Source organism: Actinosynnema sp. NPDC049800 (assembly GCF_040656635.1).
Lineage (GTDB): Bacteria > Actinomycetota > Actinomycetes > Mycobacteriales > Pseudonocardiaceae > Actinosynnema.
In genome coordinates this window covers 1-26,100 of record NZ_JBFAMT010000083.1, presented here as the reverse complement: position 1 = coordinate 26,100, position 26,100 = coordinate 1, and the positions used below count along the sequence as shown (strand labels likewise).

The 26,100-nt window shown below is 73.7% G+C and carries 16 protein-coding genes and 1 pseudogene; 7 read left to right on the top strand and 10 right to left on the bottom strand.

What is annotated here, in order from left to right:
• The first annotated feature begins 244 nt into the window (after window positions 1–244).
• From AB0I91_RS42110 to AB0I91_RS42100, 3 genes are all read left to right on the top strand, one after another.
• Window positions 245–2,488: a cytochrome P450 gene (locus tag AB0I91_RS42110; RefSeq protein WP_499641865.1), complete on the top strand. Its 2,244-nt coding sequence runs from the start codon at window positions 245–247 to the stop codon at window positions 2,486–2,488.
• Window positions 2,489–2,728: 240 nt separating this feature from the next.
• Window positions 2,729–3,892 carry a macrolide family glycosyltransferase gene (locus tag AB0I91_RS42105; RefSeq protein ID WP_499618345.1) on the top strand — a complete coding sequence of 388 codons (1,164 nt, stop codon included), beginning with the start codon at window positions 2,729–2,731 and terminating at the stop codon, window positions 3,890–3,892.
• Between the two features lie 51 nt (window positions 3,893–3,943).
• The gene (locus AB0I91_RS42100; protein ID WP_499641863.1) at window positions 3,944–5,920 is read left to right on the top strand and encodes a carbamoyltransferase family protein; all 1,977 of its coding nucleotides are present in this window, start codon (window positions 3,944–3,946) and stop codon (window positions 5,918–5,920) included.
• Between the two features lie 42 nt (window positions 5,921–5,962).
• On the opposite strand, the gene AB0I91_RS42095 is transcribed toward AB0I91_RS42100, so the two are convergent.
• The 8 genes from AB0I91_RS42095 to AB0I91_RS42060 form a co-directional block, all read right to left on the bottom strand.
• Window positions 5,963–7,558, bottom strand: a complete 1,596-nt coding sequence (locus AB0I91_RS42095; protein ID WP_499641861.1) for a thiopeptide-type bacteriocin biosynthesis protein — start codon at window positions 7,556–7,558, stop codon at window positions 5,963–5,965.
• On the bottom strand, window positions 7,555–8,541 hold the full coding sequence (locus AB0I91_RS42090; protein ID WP_499641859.1) for a nitroreductase family protein: 987 nt from the start codon (window positions 8,539–8,541) through the stop codon (window positions 7,555–7,557). Before AB0I91_RS42090 ends, AB0I91_RS42095 begins: the two co-directional genes overlap by 4 nt.
• 341 nt (window positions 8,542–8,882) lie before the next feature.
• Window positions 8,883–10,583, bottom strand: a complete 1,701-nt coding sequence (locus AB0I91_RS42085; RefSeq protein ID WP_499641858.1) for a TOMM precursor leader peptide-binding protein — start codon at window positions 10,581–10,583, stop codon at window positions 8,883–8,885.
• Window positions 10,580–12,133 (bottom strand): hypothetical protein, encoded by a 1,554-nt coding sequence (locus AB0I91_RS42080; protein WP_499641856.1) that lies wholly within the window; start codon window positions 12,131–12,133, stop codon window positions 10,580–10,582. The genes AB0I91_RS42085 and AB0I91_RS42080 overlap by 4 nt, the downstream gene beginning before the upstream one ends.
• Complete coding sequence (locus AB0I91_RS42075) at window positions 12,130–14,583, bottom strand: lantibiotic dehydratase (RefSeq protein ID WP_499641855.1); 2,454 nt, start codon at window positions 14,581–14,583, stop codon at window positions 12,130–12,132. The genes AB0I91_RS42080 and AB0I91_RS42075 overlap by 4 nt, the downstream gene beginning before the upstream one ends.
• A gap of 118 nt (window positions 14,584–14,701) precedes the next feature.
• A complete protein-coding gene (locus AB0I91_RS42070) occupies window positions 14,702–14,854 on the bottom strand; it encodes a thiazolylpeptide-type bacteriocin (protein ID WP_498780057.1) in 153 nt (50 codons plus the stop codon).
• Between the two features lie 503 nt (window positions 14,855–15,357).
• On the bottom strand, window positions 15,358–16,389 hold the full coding sequence (locus tag AB0I91_RS42065; RefSeq protein ID WP_498780055.1) for a glycoside hydrolase family 10 protein: 1,032 nt from the start codon (window positions 16,387–16,389) through the stop codon (window positions 15,358–15,360).
• Window positions 16,390–16,819: 430 nt separating this feature from the next.
• Window positions 16,820–17,983 carry a M20 metallopeptidase family protein gene (locus tag AB0I91_RS42060; RefSeq protein WP_499641853.1) on the bottom strand — a complete coding sequence of 388 codons (1,164 nt, stop codon included), beginning with the start codon at window positions 17,981–17,983 and terminating at the stop codon, window positions 16,820–16,822.
• A 104-nt stretch (window positions 17,984–18,087) separates the two neighbouring features.
• On the opposite strand from AB0I91_RS42060, the gene AB0I91_RS42055 reads away from it, so the two are divergent.
• The 4 genes from AB0I91_RS42055 to AB0I91_RS42040 all read left to right on the top strand — a co-directional run bounded on the left by AB0I91_RS42055 (window position 18,088) and on the right by AB0I91_RS42040 (window position 23,850).
• Window positions 18,088–19,101, top strand: a complete 1,014-nt coding sequence (locus tag AB0I91_RS42055) for an Lrp/AsnC family transcriptional regulator (protein WP_498780051.1) — start codon at window positions 18,088–18,090, stop codon at window positions 19,099–19,101.
• A gap of 51 nt (window positions 19,102–19,152) precedes the next feature.
• Entirely contained in the window at window positions 19,153–20,154 is a 1,002-nt protein-coding gene (locus AB0I91_RS42050; RefSeq protein WP_498780049.1) for a glycosyltransferase, read from the top strand.
• A gap of 124 nt (window positions 20,155–20,278) precedes the next feature.
• On the top strand, window positions 20,279–22,594 hold the full coding sequence (locus AB0I91_RS42045) for a glycoside hydrolase domain-containing protein (RefSeq protein ID WP_499641852.1): 2,316 nt from the start codon (window positions 20,279–20,281) through the stop codon (window positions 22,592–22,594).
• Complete coding sequence (locus AB0I91_RS42040) at window positions 22,591–23,850, top strand: glycosyltransferase (protein WP_499618331.1); 1,260 nt, start codon at window positions 22,591–22,593, stop codon at window positions 23,848–23,850. The genes AB0I91_RS42045 and AB0I91_RS42040 overlap by 4 nt, the downstream gene beginning before the upstream one ends.
• 18 nt (window positions 23,851–23,868) lie before the next feature.
• On the opposite strand, the gene AB0I91_RS42035 is transcribed toward AB0I91_RS42040, so the two are convergent.
• Both AB0I91_RS42035 and AB0I91_RS42030 read right to left on the bottom strand, forming a co-directional pair.
• Complete coding sequence (locus tag AB0I91_RS42035) at window positions 23,869–24,753, bottom strand: hypothetical protein (protein ID WP_499641850.1); 885 nt, start codon at window positions 24,751–24,753, stop codon at window positions 23,869–23,871.
• Window positions 24,746–26,100, bottom strand: a pseudogene (locus AB0I91_RS42030) (hypothetical protein); the annotation flags it as partial. The gene AB0I91_RS42035 and the pseudogene AB0I91_RS42030, both read right to left, overlap by 8 nt.

Genomic DNA, 26,100 nt, shown 5'->3' with positions numbered 1-26,100 from the left:
CGGCGGTGGTGCTGCACGGCGGGGGGGGGGCGGGGGGGCCCCCCCCGGCCCCCGCGGGAATAGGCCCCGCGGCCGCACCGGGGGGGGGGTTGGAACACCCCCGCGGCGGGCGCCGCCCCCCCCCCCCCCCACTTCTCCGTGCTGGAACAGCACTCCGCCTCCACCGCGCTGGCGATCAGCAGCTGGCTCACGGACTTCCGCGGGTACGGCGCCGGGTTGTCCGAACTCAGGGAAAGGGACGTCCATGATCTGGGATGACGTGTTCATCGGCGGCACCGGGCACTACCTGCCGCCGCGCACGCAGGCGACGGACGCCGTGCCCGACACCGACACCATGCGGCGGCTGCTCGCGCTGTCCGACTTCACCTCGTTCACCCGGTCCGACGACCTGACCGAGCACGCCATGGCGGTGCGGGCGGCGATCGGCGCCCTGCGCCAGTCCGGGCTGACCGGCGCCGACATCGCGATGGCCGCCTACGCGCAGATGGACCACCAGGACCACATGGCGTCCTCGTGCCACCTCCAGCGCGTCCTCGGCCTCGGCCACGCCCTGGTGTTCGAGGTGGAGGCGACCAGCAACGGCGGGTCGGCCGCGCTCCAGGCCGCCGCCGCCCACCTGGTGGCCGACCGGTCCGCCACCGCCACCCTGGTCACCGCGACCGCCCGGTTCCTGCCGCCGCGCTGGGAGCGCTGGCAGCCCACCGTCGGCATCTTCCTGGCCGACGGCGCCGCGTCCGCCGTGCTCACCCGCGACGGCGGCCGGGCACGCCTGGTCGCCACCGCCAACAGCTCCGCCACCCAGATGGAGGTCCTGGCCACCCCGTCCATCCCCGACCCGCTCGGGCACCGCAACCGCACGCCCATCGAGGTCACCGGCCTCGCGCCCTACCTGACCCTGATGAGCGAGGCGCTGGTCAACGCGGTCGAGCAGGCCGCCAAGGAAGCCAACGTGGCGATCGCCGACATCACCCGGTTCGTCATCACGGGCCTGGGGCTGGCGCAGCTGCAGGTCGTGGTGTTGGAACCGCTCGGCATCGACCTGGACCGCACCACCTGGCCGTTCCTGCGCGAACTCGGCCACGTCGGGCCGTGCGACCAGCTGCTCGGCGTCGACCACCTGCTCAACGACGGCGGCCTCGAGCCCGGCGACACGATCATGGTGATCGGCCTGGGCATGGGCTCCCGGTTCACCGCCGCGCTCCTGGAGGTCACCGAGCCGCCCACGCGCGACACGACGTTCGTGACGCAGTCGGTCGAGCTCCCACCGGTCGAGCGGTACACCATCGACCCGTCCGGGAGCGACATCTTCGGCGAGGCGGCCACCCTGCGCGAACGCGGTCACACCACGCCGGTCGAGCTGCCCGGCGGCATCGGCGCGTGGGCGGTGACCGGCCACGAGGCCGTCAAAGCCGTGCTGCTGGACCCGGCCGTCTCCAAGGACGCCAACCGGCACTGGCCCGCGTGGCGCAACGGCGAGATCCCGCCCGACTGGCCGTTGATCATGTGGGTGGCGATGAAGAACATGTTCACCGCCTACGGCGAGGACCACGCCCGGCTGCGCAAGCTGGTGGCCAAGGCGTTCACCGCGCGCCGCATCGACGCCATGCGCCCGCGCGTCGAGGAGATCACCGCCGACCTGATCGACCGCCTGGCCGCCGTGCCGCGCGGCGAGGTCGTGGACCTGCGCGCGGAGTTCGCGTTCCAGCTGCCGATCCGGGTGATCAGCGGCCTGTTCGGGCTGTCCGAGCGGACCGGTGGCGACCTGCGCCGCCTGGTGGAGGCGGTGTTCAGCCTCGACGCCGACCCGGACGGCGTGCAGGGCGCGTCCGCCGAGCTGTACATGCTGCTGAAGGGCCTCGTCGCGGAGAAGCGCGCGAACCCCGGTGACGACATGACCACCGACCTGATCGCGGCGCAGGGGGAGGACGGCGGCCGGCTCAGCGAGCAGGAGCTGCTGGACACCTTGCTGCTGACCATCAGCGCGGGCTTCGAGACCACGGTCAACCTGCTCGACAACGCCGTGCACGGGCTGGCCGCGCACCCGTCCCAGCTCGACCTCGTCACGGCCGGGACGAGCACCTGGGACGACGTGGTGGACGAGACGCTGCGCTGGCAGGCGCCGGTGCCGAACCTCCCGCTGCGGTACGCGGTGCGGGACGTGGAAGTCGACGGCGTGCGGATCGCCGCGGGCGACGCGATCCTGGTGTCGTTCGGCGCGGCCGGCCGCGACCCGGCGCGGCACGGCGAGGACGCCGAGGCGTTCGACATCACCCGGCCGTCCCGGCGCGACCACCTCGCGTTCGGCCACGGCGTGCACTTCTGCCTCGGCTCGCCGTTGGCGCGGATGGAGGCCACGGTGGCGTTGCGGGCGCTGTTCGAGCGGTTCCCGAACCTTCGGCTGGCCGTACCGCCCGCGGAGCTGGAACCGTTGGGCTCGTTCTTCACCAACGGGCACAAGGCGTTGCCCGTGGTGCTGGAGGAGGACTGAGGTCGACCCCGCCCACGTCCGGGACGGCTTGCCGAGCCGGGCGCCGGGCTCCGGGTGGCGCGGCGCAGGGTCGCACACCCCGCCCGGCACGCGGTGGACTCGGCCGATCACGAGCTACGACAAGCCTGCTTACGGAGGGGAGGTGGCGAGGATGTCCGGTGAGAGCGGGAACGACTGGTCCCGCACGGTGTCGGCGAAGCACCCCGCGGTCGGCGCGGCGCGCTCCCTCGCCGAGATCTGATGGCGCACATCGCCTTTGTCAGCGCGCCCGCGGCCGGGCACGTCAACCCCACCCTGCCGCTGGTGCAGGAGCTGGTCCGGCGCGGGCACCGGGTCAGCTACGCCACCGGGCCCGCCACCGCCGACGGCGCGGCGAGGGCGGGCGCGACGCCGGTCGTGCTGCCGTCGGAGCTGCCGCCGGACCTGGACGCGCGCGGCGAGTTCACCGCCGAACAGCTGGCCGTGACCCTGGAGTACTTCCTGGACGACGCCGAGGTGTCGTTCCCGGTGCTGGCCGCGCACTTCGAGACCGACCGGCCGGACGTGGTCTGCTACGACTCGGTGACCTTCACCGGGCGGATGCTCGCCAACCTGCTCGGCGTGCCCGAGGTGGCGCTGGTGCCGACGTTCGCGGAGAACGAGCGGTTCTCGGCGACGCAGGTGTACCTGCCGCCGTCGTTCGACCACCAGCACCCGCAGCTGGTCGCGGCGATCGGGCGGATGGCGAAGTTCGCCTCCGGCTTCAGCTTCCTGGACGACCCGAACCTGATGTTCGGCCACGTCGCGCCGATGAACGTGGTGTTCGTGCCGCGCTCGTTCCAGCTGTCCGCCGAGACGTTCGACGACCGGTTCCACTTCGTGGGGCCGTCGCTGGGCAGTTGGCAGGAAGCCGAGGAGTGGTCCCCGAAGTCCGACTCGCCGGTGCTGCTGATCTCGCTCGGCACGGTGTTCAACTCGCGGCCCGAGTTCTACCGGGCGTGCGTCGAGGCGTTCGCCGACGAGCCGTGGGAGGTCGTGATGTCGATCGGCGACCTGGACCCCGCCCGGCTCGGACCGCTGCCCGCGAACGTCTCGGCGCACCGGCGCGTGCCGCAGGTGGCCGTGCTGCGGCACGCCTCGGTGTTCCTCAGCCACGCGGGCATGAACTCGATCATGGAGTCGCTGTACCACGACGTGCCGTTCGTGACCGTGCCCCAGATCCCGGAGCAGCGGGCCATCGCCGCACGGGCCGCCGAACTGGGCCTCGGGGTCACGTTGGAGGACCAGACGCCGGCCGGGCTGCGCGCGGCGGTGGCCGCGGCGTCGGCCAACCGGGCGGCCGTGGCGGAGATGGGCGAGGTCGTCCGCTCCAGCGGTGGGGCGCCCGCGGCCGCGGCGGCGTTGGAGAAGCTGCTGGGCCGGTAGCCCGACCGTACGACGAGTAGCACCGAACCTCGCGAGTGGAGTGGGAGAGCCATGCTGACGTTGGGCATCAGTGGACACTTCGACCTGTTACCGGACCTGTTCCGGAGCTACATGCACGACGCCGCCGCCTGCCTGGTGGCCGACGGCGAGCTCGTCGCCGCGGTCGAGGAGGAGCGGTACAACCGGATCAAGAAGACGAACAGGTTCCCGACCGGGGCCGTCCGCGCCTGCCTCGACCTGGCCGGCGTCCGACCGCAGGACGTCGACGCCGTCGGCTACTACTTCAGCCAGGAGCTCCTCGACCAGGGGCTGCGGAACTACCAGGTGTCGGCGCCCGTCTACCCGATCAGCTCCGGCGTCGACCTCCTCCTGGACCGGCTGCGCACCCGGTTCGACTGGGACCTCGCCCCGGACCGGGTGGTGTTCTCGCGGCACCACCTCGCGCACGCGTGGTCCTCGTTCGCCCGGTCGGGCATGTCGGACGCGCTGGTCGTGGTCATGGACGGCCGCGGCGAGGACGCCTCCGCCACGGTCTTCGCCGCCGGGGACGGCGAGATGCGGGAACTGCGGTCCTACTCGGTCCCGCACTCGCTCGGCCTGTTCTACCAGGACGCGATCGGCCACGTCGGCTACGGCTTCGGCGACGAGTACAAGGTCATGGGACTGGCCCCGTACGGCGACCCGGCGACCTACCGGGAGCAGTTCCGCGGCCTCTACGCGCTGCTGCCCGACGGCGGCTACGAACTGATCCCCGGCCTGCCGGACATCAACCCGACCGTGGCGCCGTTCCTCGCGGTCGGGTACCCGTCCCGGACCGCGGGCGAGCCGGTGACGCAGGAGCACAAGGACTTCGCCGCCGGGCTCCAGGAGATGCTGGAGACCGTGGCCATGCACGTGATCACGCACTGGGCCCGGCAGACCGGCGCGAAGAGGCTGTGCTTCACCGGCGGCGTCGCGCACAACAGCAGCCTCAACGGGGTGATCCTGCGCTCGGGCCTGTTCGAGGAGGTCTTCGTCCACCCGTCGTCCAACGACGCGGGCTCGGCGGAGGGCGCGGCCATCGTCGCCGCCCAGCACCTCGGCGCGCCGCCCACCCGCATCGCCCGAATGACCCACTCGAGCCTCGGGCCCGACCTCGGCACGCCGGAGGAGGTCGAGCGGCAGCTGTCGGCGTGGAGCGGGATCGTGGACGTCGAGCGGCCCGCGGACATCGTCGACGCGACCGCGGAACTGCTCGCGGGCGGCGCGGTGGTCGGCTGGGCGCACGGGCGCTCGGAGTTCGGGCCGCGCGCGCTGGGCAACCGGAGCATCCTGGCCGACGCCCGCCCGGTGGAGAACCGGGACCGGATCAACGCGATGGTGAAGAAGCGGGAGGGCTTCCGGCCGTTCGCCCCCGCCGTCACGCGGGAGGACGCGGCCACCTACTTCGACCTCACCGGCACCGCCGCGGACCACGGGTTCATGTCGTTCGTGGTGCACGTCCACGAGGACCGCCGGGCCGAGCTGGGCGCGGTGACCCACGTCGACGGCACCGCGCGGGTCCAGGTGGTCACGCCGGAGGCCAATGCCCGCTTCCACCGGCTGATCGCCCGGTTCGGCGAGCTCACCGGCACCCCCGTGCTGCTCAACACGTCGTTCAACAACAACGCCGAGCCGATCGTGCAGTCCGTGCACGACGCGCTGACCTGCTACCTGACCACGGAGATCGACGTGCTGGTGGTCGAGGACTTCCTGGTCCGGCGACGGGAACCGGTGGTGCGGGCGCTGGACGACCTGGTGCCCGCGTTCCGCCCGGACACCCGGCTGCGCAAGGACTGGCAGCCGGGCGACGAGGTGAGCGGCGAGATCTACCTGAACTACTCGTTCGGCCCGTCGACGACCGTGTCACCGGCCGTGTTCGACCTGCTGGCCGCCGTCGACGGCAAGGCCACGATCGCCTCGCTTGCGGGCGAGCTGACCGACGAGGCGCGCGCCGAGATCCTGGCGCTGTGGCAACGGCGGTTCATCACCCTCGCGCCCAAGCCGTGACCTGAGGGTGTGACCCGCTTCCGGTTCCGGGCGCCTCCGACCTCAGGAGGCCCCGACCGGCAGCAGGTAGACCAACGTGTCGTCCACGCCGTCCAGCAGGAACACGTCGTGCGCGAGGTCGTCGTAGAACCCGCCGAGCAGCCCCAGGGACAACGACAGGCCGGCCGCGACCAGGGCCAGGTTCTGCGCCAGGTGACCGGCCTCGGCGAACCCCAACCGCACGGCCCGCAGCCCGTAGTCGCGGCGCAGGTCGCCGATCCGCGCGTAGAGCCCGAGCAGCGCCGGTGCGGTGGCGATGTCCACGCCCCCGGTGAGAGCGGCGCCCGGACCGAACCAGCTCGACGTGCGCTCCACGTCCTCGACCCTCGGCGCGGGCGCCACCGCCACCAATCGCCGGTCGCCCTCGTCCACGTCGTAGAGACCCGGCTCCAGGCCGTCCACGGACCACGCCGCCAGCCGCAGCCGCGCGGTGTAGCGGGCGCCGGCGCTGGGGTGCGGACGCCTGCCGTCGGGCAACCGGCCGTGCGCGGTCCACAGCAGCGCCGCCAACCGCGCGGCGTCCAGCGGTCCCCGCAGCGCGTCGCCCCGGCCGGTGCGCCGGTCGCGCAGGACCTGCCGCAGCGACGCCGGGGTGTCGGGTGGTTCCGGCAGCCGCACCGCCTGTTGCCACGGTTGGAGCGCGGGTCGGTCGTGGGAGCTGTCCTTGCGCGGTCGCTGCTCGTCGACGTCCGGGCGGTACTTGCTCGCCTCCAGGTACCGGCGGTCCGGCGCGTCGGCGCCGTCGGCGTGGAACCGGGCGACGCCCGTCGGAGCGAGCGCGGTGGCCGCGACCAGCCAGCAGATCGTGCGCTCCTCGTCGGGACCGATGCCCAGGCGGTTGAGCAGCATGTGGAGCTGGGACCCCCACACGTGCTGCGGCAGGTCGGCGCGCACCTGCCGCATCCAGTACGCCACCGCCCCGGTCGGTGCGGAGTCGACGCGGTCCCACCGGGCGCTCAACCGCGCCGCTCCGGTGGCGTGCAACCGGTGTGCGGCCGAGTGGGAGGACATCCTCGGCGCGGGAGCCGGTTCGCGGCCCATCCGCCAGGACGCGGCCAGCGTGCGCAGCCACGAGGCCGCCGCCGGGCGGTCCAGTCCCAACGCGGACGTCGTGGCCATCACCAGTTCCACCGCGGCGCTGAGCTTGGCGCGCGGTGCGCGGGCCGCGCGCAGCACCGCGACCGCGACGTCCGTGCTGCGGCAGAAGACCTCCTCGGCGATCGGCATCGCGGCCGGCCCGCCGTAGCGCTCCACCTCCGGTTCGTACGGCGCCTCGCGCACGTCGCCGTGCGGCAGCAGGTCCTCGCCCGTCGTGCCGAGGGCGGCGTGGTAGCTGTCCGGGTCCACCTCCACCTCGGGGTGGCCCGCCGCCGCGACCAAGGCGCGCAATTCCTCGGCGATCGCGTCCGAGTGCCCGGCGGCGTCACGCAGCCGCACGCGCAGGTGCGGGCCGGTCCGCCAGTAGCGAAGGAAGAACCAGTCGGCGATCCGGCCGGCGGCCCGGTGCTCGGCCATCGCGGGCGCGAGCACGTCGGCGATGAACGCGTCGACGTGCTCGACCCGCCACGACAGCCGCACGTGCAGCGCGGTCCACGTCACGGCAGCTCCTCCAACGGGCTGAGGTCGTAGGTGAACCCCGTGGCCCGCGGCCGGCCCGCCACGAGCAGGTAGAGGACGCTGTGCCCGGCAGGCGCCCGCACCAGCGCCTCCAACTCCTCGTCGTGCAGGCTGCGCAACGGGCGGCAGAACAGGCCCGCCTCCGCCGCGGTCGCGCAGACGCGCTGGGCGGCGGAACCGGCCGCGCGCAGCAGTGCCCGGTAGCCGTCGGGCCCGGTGTCGGCGATCGCCGCCGCCGGATCGCCGGTGATCACCAGGGCCAGGTTCGCGCTGCCGATGTCCACTACCTCCGGCGGGTGCCTGAAGGCATCCCTGAGCCGCGCCACCACCGGTCCCGCCGTGACCAGCCGATCGGGGTCGTACCAGCCGTCCGGCACGCCCTCGACGTTGTGCACCCCCAACCGGTGCCGGAGGTGCGGGAGGCGTGGCACGGCGGCGACGACCGCGTGGAACGCCGAGGCGGGAAGCGGTCGTGGATCGGCGGCGACTCCGCGCGGCCCCATCCCGGAACTGCGGACCGGCGGTCGCACCCGTGCGCCGGTCTCGTGATCCGAGCACACCACGACGCCCTCGCCGGCCAAGTGTGCCCGCAGCCCCAGCCGTGCCGCGTGGTCGGCCAGGGCGGCGAGCAGGTGCCCGAGTTCCAGTTCCACCAGCACGTCGGTGAAGTCGCCGTACCCGGCGGAGAAGCGCTCGGGACGGCGCACGAGGTCGAGCCGGGCGCACGTGCCGAGCCGTTCGGGCGCGCCGCCGACGAGCGCCCGGCGAGCCGGGTCCAGCAGCCACGACCGACCGTCCACGACCAGCGTGACGTCCACCGCGAACGCCGACCTGGCGGACGGGTACGCCCGGTGGTCGTTGTAGGGGTTCCACGGCTCCCACCGCTGCGGCGTGGCCACGTCGGTCAACAGGTGCGCCAACGCCGCTCCGAACCGGCCGAAACGGGCCAGCCCGGTCAACGCCACCCGCGGTCCGGGCGGGGGAGGCGTTGGGTTCGGTTGCGGAACCGAGGTGATCGCCCGACCGGGGCCGTGCCGGTACGCGGCAGCGAGCGCGTCGGCGGCGGCCGGTGTGCCGGCGGGTGGCGCCTCGGGAGAGGTGTTGGCGCCGGTGGGCGCGTGGGCGCTAGGCGGTGTGGTGGCGGCGATCGGAGCGGTGGCGGTGGTCGGCGTGTGGGTGGCGGGTGGCGCGGTGGGAGCGGGTGGCGTTTGGGCAGCGGGCGCGGAGTCGGTGGTGGGCGGTGAGGTGCGAGTGGTCGGTGGGGTGGCCGCCGGCACCGGGTCGGCGCTCGGGGCGTCGGCGGCGGTCACGGGAACGGGTGGGGTAGCAGGGGGCCGGTCGGGCGCAGGCGCGGTATGCCGTGGGTGCGGCGGTCGCGCTCGCCGAACGTCATCGGCAGGGTGCCCGGCACGACGACCTTCGCCGTGTGCAGGCCGAGGTCGTCGCGCACCACCGGGTCGGTCAGGTCCACCGCGATCACCTCCAGGTCCAACGCCGCCCACGCGGTCACGTAGTGCTCCAGCAACGCGTCCAGGTCGTGCCGCGGCACGTCGGGCGCGGCCGGCGCCACCGGGTCGCCAGGTCGCAGGAAGTCGTAGCGGTCGGCGGCTTCGGGCAGGCCGTTGACCGTCACGTGGTCCTCCATCGTGCGGATCAGGTCCGGTTCGCGCAGCATCCGCAGCAGCCGGTCCCGGTCGTACTCCTCCGGGTCGGCGTGGGCGCGCCGGGCGGCCGACTCGACGTCCACCGCCACCTCCACCACCGCGGACCGCACCGCGGCGTCCGGGTCCACCCCGGCGCCCGCCGCGAAGAACGCCCGCGGGGACGGCCCGTCACCGGTGTGCCGGGCCAGGGCGAGCACCGCGGGCACCGCCAGGTCGTTGGTCGCGTCGTAGCACTCCAGCCGGTAGCCGAGCTGTTCGAGCCGGTCGGACAGGTGCAGCGCGAGCCCGTCGCGCACCACGACGCCGCGCAACGGCGTCCGCTGGTACCACGCCATCAGGAACGCGTCCCGCTCGGCGACCTCGAACAGCCCGTGCAGCACGGCTTCGGTGAGGCTGTTGCCGGTGCCGCACCCGTTGGACGTCTCGTTCACGAACCGCGGCCCGGGTGTGCCGCCCCAGTAGACGACGTGCTCGGGCACCGCCACGGTGGTCCCGCGCGAGTAGGACCACCCGTGCACCCAGCGCGTGCGGACCTCCGGGGTGTAGGGCACCACGCCCGGCGACGGGAAGTCCGGCAGCCCGAAGCGGGTCGGCTCGACCGCGCGGTCCGGACCCAGGTCGGCGAACGACGCCTCCAGCACGGTCCGGGTGCGCCGGGGACGCATCCCGGCGAGCCGTTCCACCGCCTCGAACAACGCCACCCGCTCGGACTCGCCGAACGTGGCCGTCCGACCGAAACCGGCTTGCGGTCCGTCGTCGCCCACGATCCGCGCGCTCACCGCGGGCAGCGGCGCGTCGCCGACGCGGGACAGCCGGTCGACCGGTCCGTGCCGCCGGTCGACCAGCGCGTCGCGCACGGCGTCGCCACCGGTGAGCGGGTTCGGACCGCGCAGCGCCCCCGGCGGCACGGGCACGGGTTCGCGGACCACGACCGCGGCTTCGGCGGTGTCGTCGGGCAGCGGCCCGCACACCGGGCAGCCCTCGGGACGGGGCCGCACCCGGTGCTCGGTCACCGCGCCCAGGTCCGTGCGGACGGCCAGCACGCGGTCGCGGTAGGCGTCCGGGTCGGCCAGCACGAGTTCGGTCAACGCGTCCACCAGCGGGCCGTGCACCGGGGAGGGCACGCCACCCAACCGCACGCCCTCGTCACGACGCGGCACAGCGGCACCCTGCGCGGCCAGCCGGATGTCCTCCGCGCAGCCGAGGCACACCCCAGGACCGCCTCCGACGACCGGACCCACCAACGTCACCGCGCCGTCGTACCGGATCGGCAGCACCGCGCCGTCCGCGCCGACGCGCCGCAGGTCGCCGATCGTGTACGCGGTCAACGACACCACGTTCACCGGCTCACCTCCGGCACCGCGAACGCCGCCAGACCGGCCGCGTGCAGGACCGGGCCCAACGCCACCGGCTTGACCTCCGCGCCGCCCGACAGTTCCGCCAACCGGCGCTGCAACGCGTCTTCCGCGTCACGCAGCCCGTGCGGCCAGTGCCAGGACCGGTCGGTCCACGGGACGTCCGCCGTGCTCGGTTCCTCCACGGGGAACGCGCCGGAGAGCACCACCGGCTCCGACCCTCCGGCCTGCGCACGGCCCGCCACCGCCATCGCCGCGAACGCCACGGCGTCGGCGGCGGTCGCCTCGACCGCCCAGGACAGCTCCGCGCCACCCGCGCGGACGACCGCCCGCACCACCCCGTCGCCGAGCCGGTCCACCGCCACCTCGGCGGGCAGTGCGAACCGCAGCACCACCGCCTTCCACCACCGCCGCGCGGTCGGGTCGGTCTGCCACTCGTCCGGGTCGACCGGGGAGCCCGGCAGGGACCGGGCGGCGGTGCGCAGCGCGAGACCGAGCGCGTGGACGGGATCCGCGCCCACCACGGCGTTGTCGGGCGCCAGCCGGTGCGCGGCGCGGACCACGGCGTCCAGGCGGGCGGACCGCTCGGTCGTGCCGTAGCCGACGACAGCGCCCGAGACGGCCAGCTTCACCGGGACCTGGGGCAGGTCACCGGTGTCCGGGGCGGGCACCGGCCCGAGCTCGGGGTCGCCCAGCACGTCGGCGATCCGCCCGGCGGGAGGCGTGGGGCGCACCGCCGACAGCCACGGGTGGTAGTCCGCCCGCAAGGGGTCCAGCCGCGCGACGAACACCGACTGGTGCGCCGGATCCCGTGGTGGCGCGTCGGAGGGAGCGTCCACCACCTCGTGCGCCGGGTCGGGCAGCCCGGCGACCGCGCACACCAACCGGTGCGCCGCGGCCGACCCGACCAACGCCGCCAGCACCTCCGGCACCTCACCCGCCGACCCGGCCAGGCGGTGGGCGACGGCCTCCGCGTCGGCCAGCACGTCGCCGCGCGCACCGGGCGCGACGACGAACCCCACGTCCGCCGCGCACCGGGCGGCGACGACGTGGGCACCGCACACCAGCAGCAGGTCCGGCCCCGGCTCGACCGGCCCGACCACCAACCCCGTGGCCGTCAACGCCCGGCGCGCCGCCGCGGCCACCGCGCCGGACCCGGTGACGACCACCGTGCTCGCGCGCAACGCGTCCCACGCCGGCGCGGGCCGTTCCGCCACCGATTCCAGCCACCGCGCGACGTGCTCGGGCGGACCGTCGGCGTCCCAGGAGGCGGGCACCCGGACCAGCAGGTCGTGCTCGCGCAGCTGGTCGATGATCATCTTCAGGGCCGCCGCCACGGCCGGCGGCGCCTGGTCGGGCACGGTCAGCCGCTCCGGCGCCACCCCCGCGGTCAACGGCCCGGCCAGCTTCTGCCAGACCGTCCACAGGCCCTTGCCGCCGCGGACGGTGAAGGCGGTCGCCCACCCCCGCACGTGCAGGCCGGTGTCCGTCGGACTGGCGTGCACGATCGGGCGCAGCCGCACCAGCTCCCCGCTCACGAGATCCCCCAGTACGTCTCCGCGATCACTTCGAGCACCCGGCCGCCGGGTGACTGCGCGCCCGGCACGGGCAACGCCTCGGTCAGCTCGACGCCGTCGGGGAACCGGGCCAGCAGGCGGGGCAGGCAGCGCAGGTGCAGGGCGTTGCCGAAGTCGACGTACTGCGGCTTGGTCGGGACCATCATGCGTTCCAAAGGATCAGCGGACACGGCCCTGGCGCGGGCGTCCACGAACACGTGCTCCGGCAGCCCGTGCCGAGCGCGCAGCCGGGCCACCGCCGGTGCGACCGCCTCGTCGACGCCCAGTTCCGGGGGCGCGGGGAAGTCCCAGGTGCGGCGGGCCAGCACCACGTCCCGGTAGCGCAGCCCTCCGCGCCGCACCACCTCGCCGTCGCCTTCGCTCGACCGCAGCGCGTCGAGGTCCACCCAGCCGCACGCCAGGTCGGCGTGCAGCGGGAGGTGCCGGTCGGGCATCAGCGCCGGCAGCAGGAATCCCAGGTACACCACGTCCAGCGGCTCGCCCCGGTGCACGACCCTGACCTCGTCGGTCCGCCGGTCGTGCCGGACCTGGAGCTCGTCCGCGGGCAGGTCGACCCACCGGGCGTCCTCGCCGACCTCGTGGGCGCCCAGCAGCGGGTGCAGGTTGGCGTTGAACCCGTGCAGCGGCCGGAACTGCGCGAACCGCTCGCCGAGCGCTCGCCGCAGCTGCGCGGCCACCGCGTCCGCCGCGCCGGGCAACCGCCGCAGGAACCGGCTCAGGAACCGGCCGAAGCCGGGGTAGACGTGGTTGACGACCAGTCGCCCGTCCGGTGTCGGCTGGCCGAAGAACGCGTACGAACCGGGGCGGCGCAGCCAGTCCGGCACGTGGTGGGCGGCCTCGTGCACCAGGTCGTCGGACAGCACGCCGTCCGCGCGCGCCGCCGCCGCGATCTTCGCGCGGGACTCCATCAGCGAGACGACCCCGGGGTCACGCGCGGACCCTGCGGTGTTCGCGTCGTCCGGCGAGACGCCCGACAGGAAGACCGCGCACTCCGCCAGGGAGGCCGTGCCGCCGGGACCGACCGCGTCGACGAACCGGTTGCGCACCAGCCTGCGCACCAGCACCTGCTGGTCGAACAGGACCAGCAGCGGGGTGAGCCGGGTCAGCGCCTCGGCGCCGGTGGCGGGCACCCGGACCGGCTCCGGGAGCAGGACGTCCTCCAGCACCGGTGCGATCCCGGACAGGTCGACGCCGACCCGTTCGCCGAGGTCGCGCCAGCCCGCGGTGAGCTCGGCGGTGGCGACGGCCCTCGCGGGCGGGTCGGCGGTGGCGAAGGCGGCGGTGGCGGTCACCAGCCGCGTCAGCCGGTCGGCCACGTCGGGCGCGCCCTGCTCGCGCAACCACGCGGCGATCGCGGCCGGCGCGTCCGGGTCCTGCGGGTGCACCGGCTCCACCGGCACCAGCAGGCCGATGTCGAGCACCCGGTCGACGTAGGCGCGGGCGGCGGTGGCCGCCTCGGGCGTGGCCAGCCTGGCGGCCAGCGCCTCGACCAGTTCGGCCGGCACGACCCCGCCGGGTCCGGCGTCCCGCACCGCGGCCACCAGGAACCGCAGCGGCCCCGTCGCCGCCATGTCCACCTGCTCCTCGCGCGTGACGTCGATCCGCGACGGCGGGGCGTCGGGCGGGGGAGCGATCAGGGTGTCGCGGCGGAACACCACGTGGCCGTCGTGTTCGCGCAATCCGGGTGCGAGTCGGTGCGGCCGGTCGCGGAAGGCGGCCACCAACCGGGTCAGCAGGAGGCGGTTCGGCTCGGTGTGCGCCACCGGTCGCGCCCGCGGCCAGGGCCCGTCGCCCCAGGAACCCCAGCCGACCTGGGTGTACCAGGACAGCGGGCTGGTCTTGGACGTGGCGCGCAAGGCGTAGCGCAGCACCGTCGCCTCGACCTTGCGGGCCTTGCGGTCGGGCGCGCCGCCGCCGGCCGCCGCGCGGGTCAGGCCGTGCAGCAGGTCGGCGCCGGTCAGCACCCCGGCCAGCCGCACCGGCTCGGCCTGGCACACCCGCGCCAGCACGGCGCGTTCGGCGGCCAGCGCGTGCGGCCACGCGTCCAGCGCCACCTCGGTGGCGGCGTCGAGCGCGGCGCGTTCGTCGAGCCAGCGCGCCAGCGGCGGGACCCGCTCGGGCAACGTGCCCAACCCGGCCAGCAGCGCGGTCCGGGGCGAGCGTGCGTTGTGCACGTCGCGCCGCAGCGGCAGCACGACCCGGCGGTGGAACTCGGCCGGGTGGTCGCTCGCGCTGTCGTGCAACGCGTCGGCCACCTGCGGCGCCAGCTCCCGGAGTCGGGAGTGCGCCGCGACCGCGGCGGCCATCGCCCTCCGGAAGCCCGCCGCGCCCGGCGGTGGCTCGGGGTGGGGCAACGCCGCCACGCGGACCAACGCGTACGGCGCCAACTCGGTGGTGATCACACCGGCCATGCGCGCTACCTCCGCAGGAGGGTGGTCGGGGGCGCCGGGACCGACGCCCCCGACGTGGGACGTCGACGTGCGGCCACGAACGGTCCGTCGTGGCGAGCGCGTCAGCTCACCGGACCGGCTACTTGCCCGCCGGGTTGACGTGCGGCTTCGACGAGCAGCACGAGCAGGCCGTGGAGGCGACCGGGTCGCCGTCCACGAGCGTCGTGTCGGCGATGGTGGTCACGGCCAGTTCGTCCAGGACCAGGTCCTCGACCTCGAAAGTCAAGTCCATGGCATCCTCCCTCATTAGTTCGGAGTCGGGCTTGCGGCGCGAACTCAAGCAGATTGATCGGGGACCGACAAGACCGGGGAGTGCTATTCCAAACGATTCGAGAAAGGCTCGGATCGGTCATTCGGGTGAGCTTGGCCGGACGGGCGGATACACCTATTCGGACAGCCGAATAGGTGTTCTCGGGGTAATTGCGCGCGACCGGCGGCGAAGCGCCGGGTGACCGGTGTAGATTGCATCCGGCACAGCTCAGCCGTCATCGGGTGCCAACGCCCTGGTCCGAGTGGCCGAATCGTGCCGTCCACCATCCGTCGGCGATCTCCGGTACCGGTACTTCCCGGTCGGGGTGCGGGATTCCGAATGCACCGGAACGGTCGCGGGTCGAAAATTGGTGGTGGTGACCCGTCCGACGATCGCGTCGGTGCGGTGGTGATGTCATTCGGCCGTGGGTCATCCCGCGGTTATTGAATGCCCCGCTACCGGTGGACGGCCCCGACCGGGCGTTTTCAGTGGCACGGTGCGCCGTTGAGGGCGTCCAGCACGGCGGTGTAAGCGGGCTTGCGCGCGCCGGTGGGGTCGAACAGCAGCGGGGTGCTCGACGCTCGCCACGAGTCGCTGTCGCGGATGCCCCACACCGTGATGCCGGTGCACCGGCTCACCGCCAGGCAGGCCGTGACCGCACGGCGGTAGTTCTCCGCCTGGGTGGCGCCGGAACCCTCGATGTCCAGCTCGGTCAGCTGCACGTCCACGCCGAGCGCGGCGAAGTTGCGGATGGTGCCGGCGAAGTCGGCGGGCACCGGGTGGTTGGCGGTGAAGTGCGACTGGAGGCCGACGCAGTCGATCGGCACGCCACGCGCCCGGAAGTCGCGCACCATCCGGTACACGGCCTGGGTCTTGGCGTGGGCCCAGTTCTCGGTGTTGTAGTCGTTGTAGCAGAGCTTCGCGCCGGGATCGGCCGCCCGGGCCGCGTGGAACGCCGCCTCGATCCAGTCGTCGCCGGTGCGCTGGAAGTTGGAGTCGCGCCGCGCGCCGGACGTGCCGTCGGCGAACGCCTCGTTGACCACGTCCCACGAGTGGATCCGGCCCCGGTAGTACGCCACCACCTGCGTGACGTGGTTGAGCATCGCCTGCCGCAACGCCGCGCCCGACAGGTTCACCAGCCAGGACGGCTGCCCCGAGTGCCAGAGCAACGTGTGGCCGCGCACCCGCTTGCCCTGCCGCACGGCGTGGTCCACGACCCGGTCGGCCGGGGCGAAGGAGAACCGGCCCTGCTGCGGCTCGGTGGCGTCGAGCTTCATCTCGTTCTCGGGCGTGACCACGGCGAACTCGCGGTCCAGGATGCCCGCGTACGCGGGGTCGGACAGCTTGTACCCCTGCACGCCCGCGCCGAAGTACCGGCCGCTGCGCTCGGCGGCCGCGGCCAGGGTGTTGGCGAGGGTGGTGGCGGGCGTGGCGGGCGTGGCGGCGGCGACCGGCGGCAGCGGGCCCGCTGCGGCCAAGGACGCGGCGATCAAGGACGCGGATAAGAGTTTTCGCACTTCGAGGGCCCCTTCCGACGATGCGATGGCGTCCCACGATGGGTGTGCGCCACCGCGCCGGGCAATGCTTATCGAATGTTTTCGAAACCCCTGCGGCCGTAGGTGAGCCGGCGCAGCAACCATTCGGCCGGACCGGTGCGGTCCGCGCGGCGCAACGCCATGGAGAAAGCGGCTGCCAAGGCGCCGGAACGACGGCGTGGCGAGGCGTTGGTGCGGGCCGTCCACGCCGCCGCGCTCGCCGTGCTGACCGTTCGACCCCAGGGGCGGCACGTTCACCACCACGGTCCTGCGCCACTACGCCGCCAACGGTCGCCTGGACCCCGGCGGGCCGACCCTGATCACCACCCAGATCAGCGAGGCGATGGTCTTCAAGCTGTCCACCGACCTGGGCCGCGTGCCGACCGCGGGCGAACTGGCCGCCTGACGGGTCTCACCGGCCGCTGCGGCGCAGCGCGAGTTCGGCCAGGACGGTGGCGCCGTCGGGCAGCAGCGCGTCGTCGAACCGGACGAGAGGGGAGTGGTTGTCGGTGCCGTCGCCCGCGCCGAACGGGATGAACGCGCCGGGGACCTCTTGCAGCACGCGGGAGAAGTCCTCGGCTCCCGGCATCGGGTTCGCCAGCTGCCGGAAGCGCCCGACGAAGACGTCGGCGATGGTGTTGGCGACGAACGCGGCCTCCCGCGCGTCGTTGACGGTCATCGGGTAGCCGTCGCGGTAGTCCACCTCGGCGCGCAGGCCGTGCGCCCGCGCGATCGACCGCGCCAACGTGACAGCGGCGTCCTTGATCCTGGCCCTCGCCGGCGCGGAGAACGTGCGCACGGTCGCCTCGAACCGCGCGGTGTCGGGGATGACGTTGCGCCTGCTCCCGGCGTGGAACGACCCCACGGTCACCACCGCGGGGTCGAAGACGTCGGCCTGACGGGTGACCATCGCCTGCAACGCCGTGACGATCTCGCACGCCACCGGGATCGGGTCCTGCGCGCGGTGCGGCCGGGCGCCGTGCCCGCCCGCGCCGACCACGGTGACGTCCAGCGCGTCGGAAGCCGCCATCGTGGTGCCCGGACGGGCCGAGAACACGCCGTGCGGCACGCCCGCGCCGAACACGTGCAACGCGTAGGCGGCGTCCGGCCGGCGGCCCGCGGCGTCCAAGACGCCCTCGGCGATCATCGCGGCCGACCCGTCCCACCCCTCCTCGCCGGGCTGGAACATGAAGACGACGTCACCGGCCAACTCGTCCCGGCGGGCGGCGAGCAGGTGCGCGGCGCCGACCAGCATCGCGGTGTGCATGTCGTGGCCGCACGCGTGCATCGCACCGTCCACACGGGACGCGTAGTCCAGCCCGGTGCGCTCCTGCACGGGCAACGCGTCCATGTCGGCGCGCAGCAGCACCACCGGTCCCGGCCGCGCGCCGCGCAGCACGCCGGTCACCGACGTCAACGACCGCCCCGGCGTCAGCTCCAGCGGCAGGCCGTCGAGCGCGGCGAGCACCTTCTCCTGCGTGCGCGGGAGGTCCAGGCCGATCTCGGGCTCGGCGTGCAACTGCCGTCGCAGTCGCACCAAGTGATCCATCAGGGCCGCGTTCTGGCTCGCCGACATGGCTGATCGCTCCTCGGGTCGGTGGCGGGGCACTTGCCGAGGATCACGTCGGGTGCCACTCTCGGCCCTCGAATTGTCAAGATCGCTCACCGGGATGGCCTCCAGTGCAGGATTCGTTCACACCCGACGAGACCGACCTCCGGCTCGTCCACGCCCTGCAAGCCGCGCCGCGGGCGACCTGGCACGAGGTCGGGCGCTCGCTCGGCATCGACCCGGTCACCGCGGCCCGGCGGTGGCAAGTGCTGGCCGACACGGGTTTCGCGCGCGTCACCGCCTACCCCGAAGTGCGGCTGTGGGCCGCGGACCACTGCAACGCGTTCATCGAGGTCGACATCGAGCCGACGTCCCGCGCGCACGCCGTCGAGGTCCTGTCCCGCATCCCGCAGGTCGTCTCGATCTCGATCATCAGCAGCGGGCGCGACCTGTTCCTGACCCTGCTGACCCCCGACCTCGCCACCCTGTCGCACCTCGTGCTGCACCGGCTGCACGCGCTGCCGGGGTTGCGGCGGACGCGCACGCACACCGTCACCACCGTCTACGGCGAGGGCAACCACTGGCGGCTCGGCGCGCTCGAACCCCAGCGGCGCGCGCGGGCCGTGCCGGGCAGGCCGAGCGGGAGCCGCGCGGTCTGGAAGCCGCACCACCGGGAAGTGCTGCGGGCGTTGGACGACGGGCGCAGGCCGGCCGCCGAGATCGCGACCCGCACCGGCCGCAGCGGGTCGACCGTGCGCCGGTGGCTCAACGAGATGGTCGACGGCAGGCTGCTGTCACTGCGGTGCGAGGTCGCGCAACCCGTCACGGGGTGGCCGATCGCCGCGACGTTCTGGGCCAGGGTGCCACCGGACGAGCTGGACCGGACCGCGTCCGCGTTGACCGAGCTGCCGGAGGTCCGGCTGTGCGCGGCCGTCACCGGTGCGGACAACCTCGTGATGACGTTGTGGCTGCGCTCGCTCGGCGACGTCCAACGCCTGGAAGCCGAACTCGCCAGGCGACTGCCCGCGCTCACCCTCACCGACCGCGCGGTGACGTTGCGCGCGGTGAAGCGGATGGGGTGCCTGCTCGACGAGACCGGGCGGATCACCGACGTGGTGCCCGTCGACCCGTGGGCGACCGCGTGAGGAACCGCCTGCCCGTGGGCGACCGCGTGAGGGAAGCGTAGGTTCGCAGCCATGCGCGTACTGTTTGCCGGCCTCGCGTCGGTGGGGCACACCTATCCGCTGATCCCGCTGGCGATCGCCGCCCGCGAAGCCGGGCACGAAGTCCACTTCGCCGCCGGCGAGGAGGTGCACGCGCCGTTGGCCGCGAACGGGCTGCGGCCGTTCCGCCCCGCGGACGCGTTCTACGAGATGTACGCCGAAGACCTGGAGCCGGAGCTGGCGCGCCTGCGGCCCGACCTCGTGGTGCACGGGTGGGGCGTGCCGGGTGCGGCGATCGCCGCGCGCCGGGCCGGGATCCCGGGCCTGTGGCACGGTTTCGGCCGCATGTTCCCCGACGGGATCGGCCTGGAGTCGCCCGCGAAGAGCGCCCCCGGGCGGCCGCACGTCGACATCTGCCCGCCTTCCTTGCAGGACAAGGACTTCCTGGCGGGCGAGGAGCGGATCGAGCTGCGTCCCGTCGCGTACTCCGAACCCGGCGCGCTGCCCGCCTGGGACGGGCACCGCACGTCGCGGCCGTTGGTCTACCTGACGCTCGGCACCGCCTTCGGCACACCGGAGTTGTTGACCACGGCCATCGACGCCCTGGCCGCGCTGGACGCCCGCGTCGTGGTCGCGACCGGTCGCGTGCGCCCGGAGGAGCTCGGCGACGTGCCGGACAACGTCACCGTGCACAAGTGGGTGCCGCAAGCCGACCTGCTGCCGTACGTGGACGTCGTCGTGCACCACGGCGGCAGCGGCACCACGCTCGGCGCGCTGGCCGTCGGCGCGCCGCAGCTGATCCTGCCCCAGGGCGCGGACCAGTTCGCCAACGCCGACGCGGTCACCGCCGCCGGGGCCGGCGTGCGCCTGCTGCCGGACGAGGTGAGCGCGGAAGCCCTCGCCTCCGTCGTCCGAACCCTGTCCCGGCCCGGCGGGCACTCCGAAGCCGCGCGGGCGATCGCCGAGGAGATCGCCCGGATGCCCGGCCCGGACGACGTCGCCCGCCGACTCCCGGACTACGCCGACCGCGGCTGAACCACCTCGACGCCACGTCGACAACCGGCCTGGCGTCCGCCGGGCCCGCCGTGGCTCGACCCCGGTAACCCGGACCGGTGAACAGGGCCGGACGCCTCCCGACCTTGACCGGTAACCCGGACCGGTGAACGGGGTCAGGCGTTCCCACCGAGTTCACGTCGCCGAAACCACCGGCGGCCCGGCGGCGACCTACAGTCTCGCCATCCTGAACGAGATCGATCCCTTCATCGGAACGGCCGCGACCTCCCTGCCACCGGCGCAGGGTCTCGCGGCCACTTGGTGGTGGCCGAAAGCGCAGATCGGCAACACCCACCCGGGCGCGACGTCCCCGCTCGGCATGGTGTCCGCCTGCGCCTACTCCGGCGCCTACCCGACCGGCTACGGCCGGTACACGAAGAACACCGAGGGCCTGCCGGAGGAGATGTTCGACCGGTCGCTGGCCTCCGGCTTCACCCACTTCCAGCAGTCCGGCACCGGCGCCATCCGCAAGTACTACAACTACGTCCGGGTGACACCGATGGTGCAGCAGCTGGACGCGCTCGGTCACGCCTGGCCGCTGGACGACGAGGTCGCCGAGGCCGGGTACTACGCGGCCACGCTGGACACCGGCGTCCGGTGCGAGATCACCGTCGGCGAGAAGGTCGCGGTCCACCGGTACACGTTCCCGGAGCACCGCAGCGCGCGCATCGTCGTGGACCTGTCGTGCGGCGGACTGGCCATCGACCACGGCCGCACGGTGCCGCTGCGCGCCCACGTGGAGAGCCTCGGCCACGGCCGGGCGCAGGGCACGGTCGTGGTGGAGGGCGTGCCGCTGTCGGTCCACGTCGAGGTCGACTCGCCGGGGTGGCGGCAGATGCTCTGGCACGACCGCAGGCTGATCGAGGGCGGCACCCGGCTGGACTTCGACCGCATCCGGCAGACCACCCTGCGCCCGTTCGGGCTGCTGTTCCTCGGGCCGACCGCCGCCGGGCAGAGCGTCGAGGTGCGGATCGGGTTCTCCCTGCGCGGCTGCGAGCAGGCCAGGGCCAACCTGCGCCGGGAGTGCGGGCAGGAGCCGGCCGCGTTCGACGTCATCCGGGCGCGCACCACCGACCGCTGGCGCGACCACGTGGGCCGGATCGAGGTCGAGGGCGGGTCGCCCGCCAGGCGGCAGGTGTTCGCCACCGCCCTGTACCACTCGCTGATCAAGCCGTGCTTCGCCGACGACGAGAGCCCGTTCTGGCCGACGTCCGGCCCGTTCGCGTTCGACGTCTGCACGATGTGGGACATCTACAAGACGCAGCTGCCGCTGCTCGCGGCGATCGTGCCGGACCGGGCGGTGGACCTGCTGGAGTCGCTCATCCGGGTGTGCGAGGAGGAGGGCAACTTCCCGATCGGGTACCGGATGGCGCGGGGCGCGGACCGGTTCTTCCGGCAGGCGAGCGCGCTGGTGCACACCGCGTTGGCAGACGCGCACGCGCTGGGCCTCGGCGACCTGGACTGGAACTGGGCGCTGGCGCACATGGAAGCCGACCTGCGCCGGCTGTACGGCGAGGACTTCTACGAGCACGGCGTCGTGCACCCGATCTCGCACACGCTCGACCTGGCCTACGCCTACCACTGCACCGCGGGCGTCGCGCGGGCGTTGAACGACCACCGCCTCGCCGACGACCTCGCCGCGCGCGGCCTGCTGTGGACCAACGCGTTCGACCCGGCCACGGGCCTGCTGCACGACTCGTCGTTCTACGAGGGCGGCAAGTGGAACTACTCGTTCCGGCTCGTGCACGACATGGCCGGGCGGATCGCGCTGGCCGGCGGGGACGACGCGTTCGTCGCGATGCTGGACTCGTTCTTCGGGTTCGGCGCGCCGCCGGTGACGCAGCCCGGCAGGCGGCCCGACCCGGCCGAGATGGCGGTCGGCTACGCGCTGAACCGGTTCGAGGGGCTCAACAACGAGCCCGACATGGAAGCGCCTTGGTCCTACCACTACGCGGGCCGGCCCGACCGCACGGCCGAGATCGTGCACGCGGCGCTGACCTGGCAGTTCGGCACCGGTCCCGGTGGGCTGCCGGGCAACGACGACTCCGGCGGCCTCAGCTCCTGGTACGTCTGGGCCTCGCTCGGGCTGTTCCCGGTCGCCGGGCAGAACCTGTTCCTGGTCAACGCGCCCGCGTTCGCCCGCGCCACCGTCCACCTCGGCGACCGGGACTTCGTCGTGGAGACCAGGGGCCACCGGGAGACGCCGGTCAGCTCCGACGGGCTGGAACGCGTGCCGCCGCCGCAGTACGTGCAGTCCGCCCGGCTCGACGGCAGGCCGCTGGACGCGGCGCACCTGAGCGCCGTCGACGTGCACGCGGGCGGGCGGCTGCAACTCGAACTCGGCCCGGAACCCTCGGCCTGGGGCCGCCGGGTCCGGCCGCCGGCACCGTCCGACCCGTCCACGCCGGGAGCGCGCCCATGACCACGCCGAACCGCCGCCTCGTCATCGTGGTCCGCGCCGACCCGGTGATCTGCGGCCACTCCGGGGAGGCGCGCAACCTCGCCGAGGTCGCCCTCACCCGCGGCTTCGACGACGTGCGGCTGCTGACGTGGCCGATGCCGGCGCTCCAGGCGGCCGGGCTGCCGCTCAAGCCGCTCGACCGGATCACGCCCTACAGCGCGGGCATCACGGTGGAGCGGCCGGAGCCGGTCGGCGACTACCGGGTGCCCGACGGCCGGTACCTGGCCGGGCTCACCGGCCGCCTCGTCGAGCTGCTCGCCGAACCGGTGCCGACCACGTGCCTGTCGATGTACCTGGTGCCGCACACGGCGGTCGTGGGCGAGGCCGTCGCGGTGGCGCGCGCGGCCGGCTTCTCGCCCGACGTGCGCACCATCGCGAAGGCGGTCGGCTCGGACGTCACCAACGTGATCCGCTCGTGCCTGCGCGAGGGCCGGTTCGGCGCGGCGGTGGCGCTGTTCACCACGTTCCTGGCCAACGACCAGGTGATCGCGGTGTCGGAGTACACGCGGCAGGAGATCGTGACCGCCGCCGAGGCCGTCGACGCGCACTGCGGCACCCGGCTCGCCGACGAGTGCCGCGCGCGGGTCGCGGTCAGCTACCCGCCGATCGACACGTCCGCGTACCTCGACCTCGACCCGGCCCTGGTCGACGCCGCCCTCGCGCGGCGCGGCCTGCACCGTGACGGCTACGTGCTGTTCCTGTCCCGGGTGGCGCGGGCCAAGGGCGTCCACGACCTGGTGACGGCGTTCACCCGGTCGAGGGCTCGGTCGCGGGTGAAGCTCGTGATCGCCGGGAACGGCCCGGCCTTGGCGGACGTCCGGGCGCTCACCCGAGGCGACGACCGTGTGGTGCTGCTGTCCGACGTGGACGACGAGGAGAAGCCGCTGCTGATGCGCGGTTGCGCCGCCTACGCGCTGCCGACCAGGCCGGAGCCGGACTTCGTGGAGACGTTCGGCATCGCGTTGACCGAGAAGATGCTCGCGGGAGGCGGCCCGGTGATCACCACGATCACCGGCGGCACCGGCGAGGCGGTCGGCGGCACGGCGATCATCGTGGAAGCCGGTGACGTGACCGGACTCGCCGCCGCGATCGACCGCGCCGTGCTGGACCTGTCGGTCGAGGAGCGGCGGTCCATGGCGGACCGGGCCAGGGCGCACGCCCTGTCGTTCGACCGGGCGCGGGTGTTCGACGACCTGTTCGCCACGTCCGTGCGCTGAGGGTCACCCCGGCCGGCGTTACGCCAGCTTGGCCCGCAACCAGTCGGGCAGCACGCCCTCCGTGCCGCCGGAGAGCCGCAGCTCCTCCCGGTAGGCCTCGGGCGGCGGCGGCGCGATCCACGTCGGCTCGTCCGCGCGGTTCATCTCGAGCTTCTGCTCGCCGGTGGCCTGGATCTCGAACTTGGCGCTGTACCAGGCGCCGTCGGCCCGGGTCGCCGCGCGCAGCTCGCGGAACCGCTCGGCGACGGCCCGCGGCGGCGACCAGCGTTCGAGCGCGCCCGCCACCGTGTGCACCAGGGCGTTGGTCTCGGTGTGCTCGCCGATCTCGCGGAACTGCACTTGGGCGTAGTCCCAGCCCGGCGGCAGCGTCTGGAGCAGCTGGTTGCCGATCCTCCTGGCGTAGCGGCCCTGCTCCTCGGCGTCGACGCCGGTGCGCGCGGGGGCCTTCTCACCCGTGAGGGTCTCGTGCAACCAGGCGGGCAGCTCGGCCCTGGGGAAGTCCTCCAGGTCCTTGGCCAGCACCTCGGGCCCGATCGGCGGGTCCCACACCGGGTCGACGTCGAAGTTGAAGTTCACCCGGAAGGTGCTCGGCGGGTCCACCACGAGCCGCACCGAGAACCAGGTGCCCTGGCCCGGCTCGTAGAGCAGGACGCGCAGGTCGCCGAAGGCCGGGTGGATCTCCCGCGGCAGCTCCTGCGGCTGCGCCGAGCCGTCGGCGAGGATCGTCGTGTAGACGAAGTCCTCCACAGTGGACGCCAGGGTGGCCTTCAGGTCGAGCCGCTTCGCGTCGGGCGGGGCGAGGTCGAGCAGCCGACCGCAGACCCACTGCAGGATCCGGTTGACCTCGGCCTCGCGCTCCGCCGGCGTCGGCGGCTGTGCATGCGGCGGGTTCGGGTCAGACATTCGGTGAACTCCTGAAGTGGTAGCTCGTCCTGCCGGTGCTCGGGTCCAGCCGTTGCTCGACAACATACAGCCGATCCGGCACCCGGCCCTGACTGGCTTCGCCCGAGAAGACGCGGACCCGTTCGACCACGATGCCGTCCTTGTCCACCGCCGCGCGGCGGTCCTTCTCGATCTGGGCCCAGCTGTCCTTGTACCGGCTCGCCGCGTCGGAAGCCGGGCGGCGCAGGTTGTTCTCGCGGTAGAGCTGCGAGACCTGGTTGATCGCCTCGTTGCCGCCGCCGGAGGCGTGGTCCTGGAGGTGGCCGCCGCGGCGCTGGTCGCCGTAGATCATCTCGCCGTGCTTGCCGGACGGCGTCTGCACGTCGGTGTCGCGGGACACGTGCGTGCCGCCGTAGTCCGGGGTGAAGGCGATCGACGACACGCCGTTGGTGTTGGTGTGGTAGACGGTCGTGCCGGTCTGGAACCGCGTCTCCGCCAGCGGCAGGCCCTCCACCCGCCGGCCCGTGACCGGGTCGGGGGTCGAGTTGACGCGGGGCGCCTCGACCGGCTCGGGGGAGTAGGGGTCGCGCATCGTGTTCTTGTTGCCCAGCTCGGGGTTCTTGTCCGTCCACGTCTCGATGTGGGTGAACTGGGACTTCCCGTCCTTCAGCTCCGGCGAGGTGAAGAACGTGCCGTGCCAGACGTCGCCGTTGGGCGTGCGGCGGGTGACCTCGTAGCGGCAGTCGGGCTCGAGGTCGGTGCGGTCGCTGAACGGTCGCTGGTTCGGGTCGTGCGCCAGCGTCTCCGTGCGGTACTTCGCGCCGCCGGGTTCGTAGTCGGGGCCCTTGGGGCTGCCGAAGTCGTCCAGGTCGAACCGCGGTCGGCCGTCGGCGTCGGTGCGGAAGGTGAACGGGTCGCCGCCCGTGTGCACCCGGTAGTCCGTGTCCGGCCGGGGGTGGACCACGTCGGCGTTGCCGAGAGGGTTGGCGTCCGTGCCGATCCGGGTGTTCGGGGTGTGCGCGTCGACGTGCGTGATCCTGGGCGGCGTGCCGCCGTCGGTGTAGACGGTCGTGCGGTGGCCGGTGTCGTCGTGGATCTGGTAGCGGGTGTTCGGCTCCAGCGGTCGGTCGTGTTGTGGCGGGTCGTAGAACGGCTCGCGCCGGTCGACGGTGACGTCCTCCGACCGGGTGTGCTTCGGCTCTTTCCAGTCGATGTCCTGGTGAGTCGGCGACTCCCGGTCACCGGGGCGTGCGGCGCGGTCCTTGGCGTCGGTGTCGAGGTCGGTCTTGTCGGCGTCCTTGGTGCCGGGGACGTAGCCGTCGTCGCTCGCTCTGGTGGTGGTGCCGTCGGGGCGGTGGGTGTGCCATT

Excerpts from the sequence above, each read along its gene's own strand:
- AB0I91_RS42110 (WP_499641865.1), top strand. The coding sequence starts at position 245 with ATGATCTGGGATGACGTGTTCATCGGCGGCACCGGGCACTACCTGCCG.
- AB0I91_RS42105 (WP_499618345.1), top strand. The coding sequence starts at position 2,729 with ATGGCGCACATCGCCTTTGTCAGCGCGCCCGCGGCCGGGCACGTCAAC.
- AB0I91_RS42100 (WP_499641863.1), top strand. The coding sequence starts at position 3,944 with ATGCTGACGTTGGGCATCAGTGGACACTTCGACCTGTTACCGGACCTG.
- AB0I91_RS42075 (WP_499641855.1), bottom strand. The coding sequence starts at position 14,583 with ATGGCCGGTGTGATCACCACCGAGTTGGCGCCGTACGCGTTGGTCCGC.
- AB0I91_RS42070 (WP_498780057.1), bottom strand. The coding sequence starts at position 14,854 with ATGGACTTGACTTTCGAGGTCGAGGACCTGGTCCTGGACGAACTGGCC.
- AB0I91_RS42060 (WP_499641853.1), bottom strand. The coding sequence starts at position 17,983 with ATGTCGGCGAGCCAGAACGCGGCCCTGATGGATCACTTGGTGCGACTG.
- AB0I91_RS42050 (WP_498780049.1), top strand. The coding sequence starts at position 19,153 with ATGCGCGTACTGTTTGCCGGCCTCGCGTCGGTGGGGCACACCTATCCG.
- AB0I91_RS42040 (WP_499618331.1), top strand. The coding sequence starts at position 22,591 with ATGACCACGCCGAACCGCCGCCTCGTCATCGTGGTCCGCGCCGACCCG.
- AB0I91_RS42035 (WP_499641850.1), bottom strand. The coding sequence starts at position 24,753 with ATGTCTGACCCGAACCCGCCGCATGCACAGCCGCCGACGCCGGCGGAG.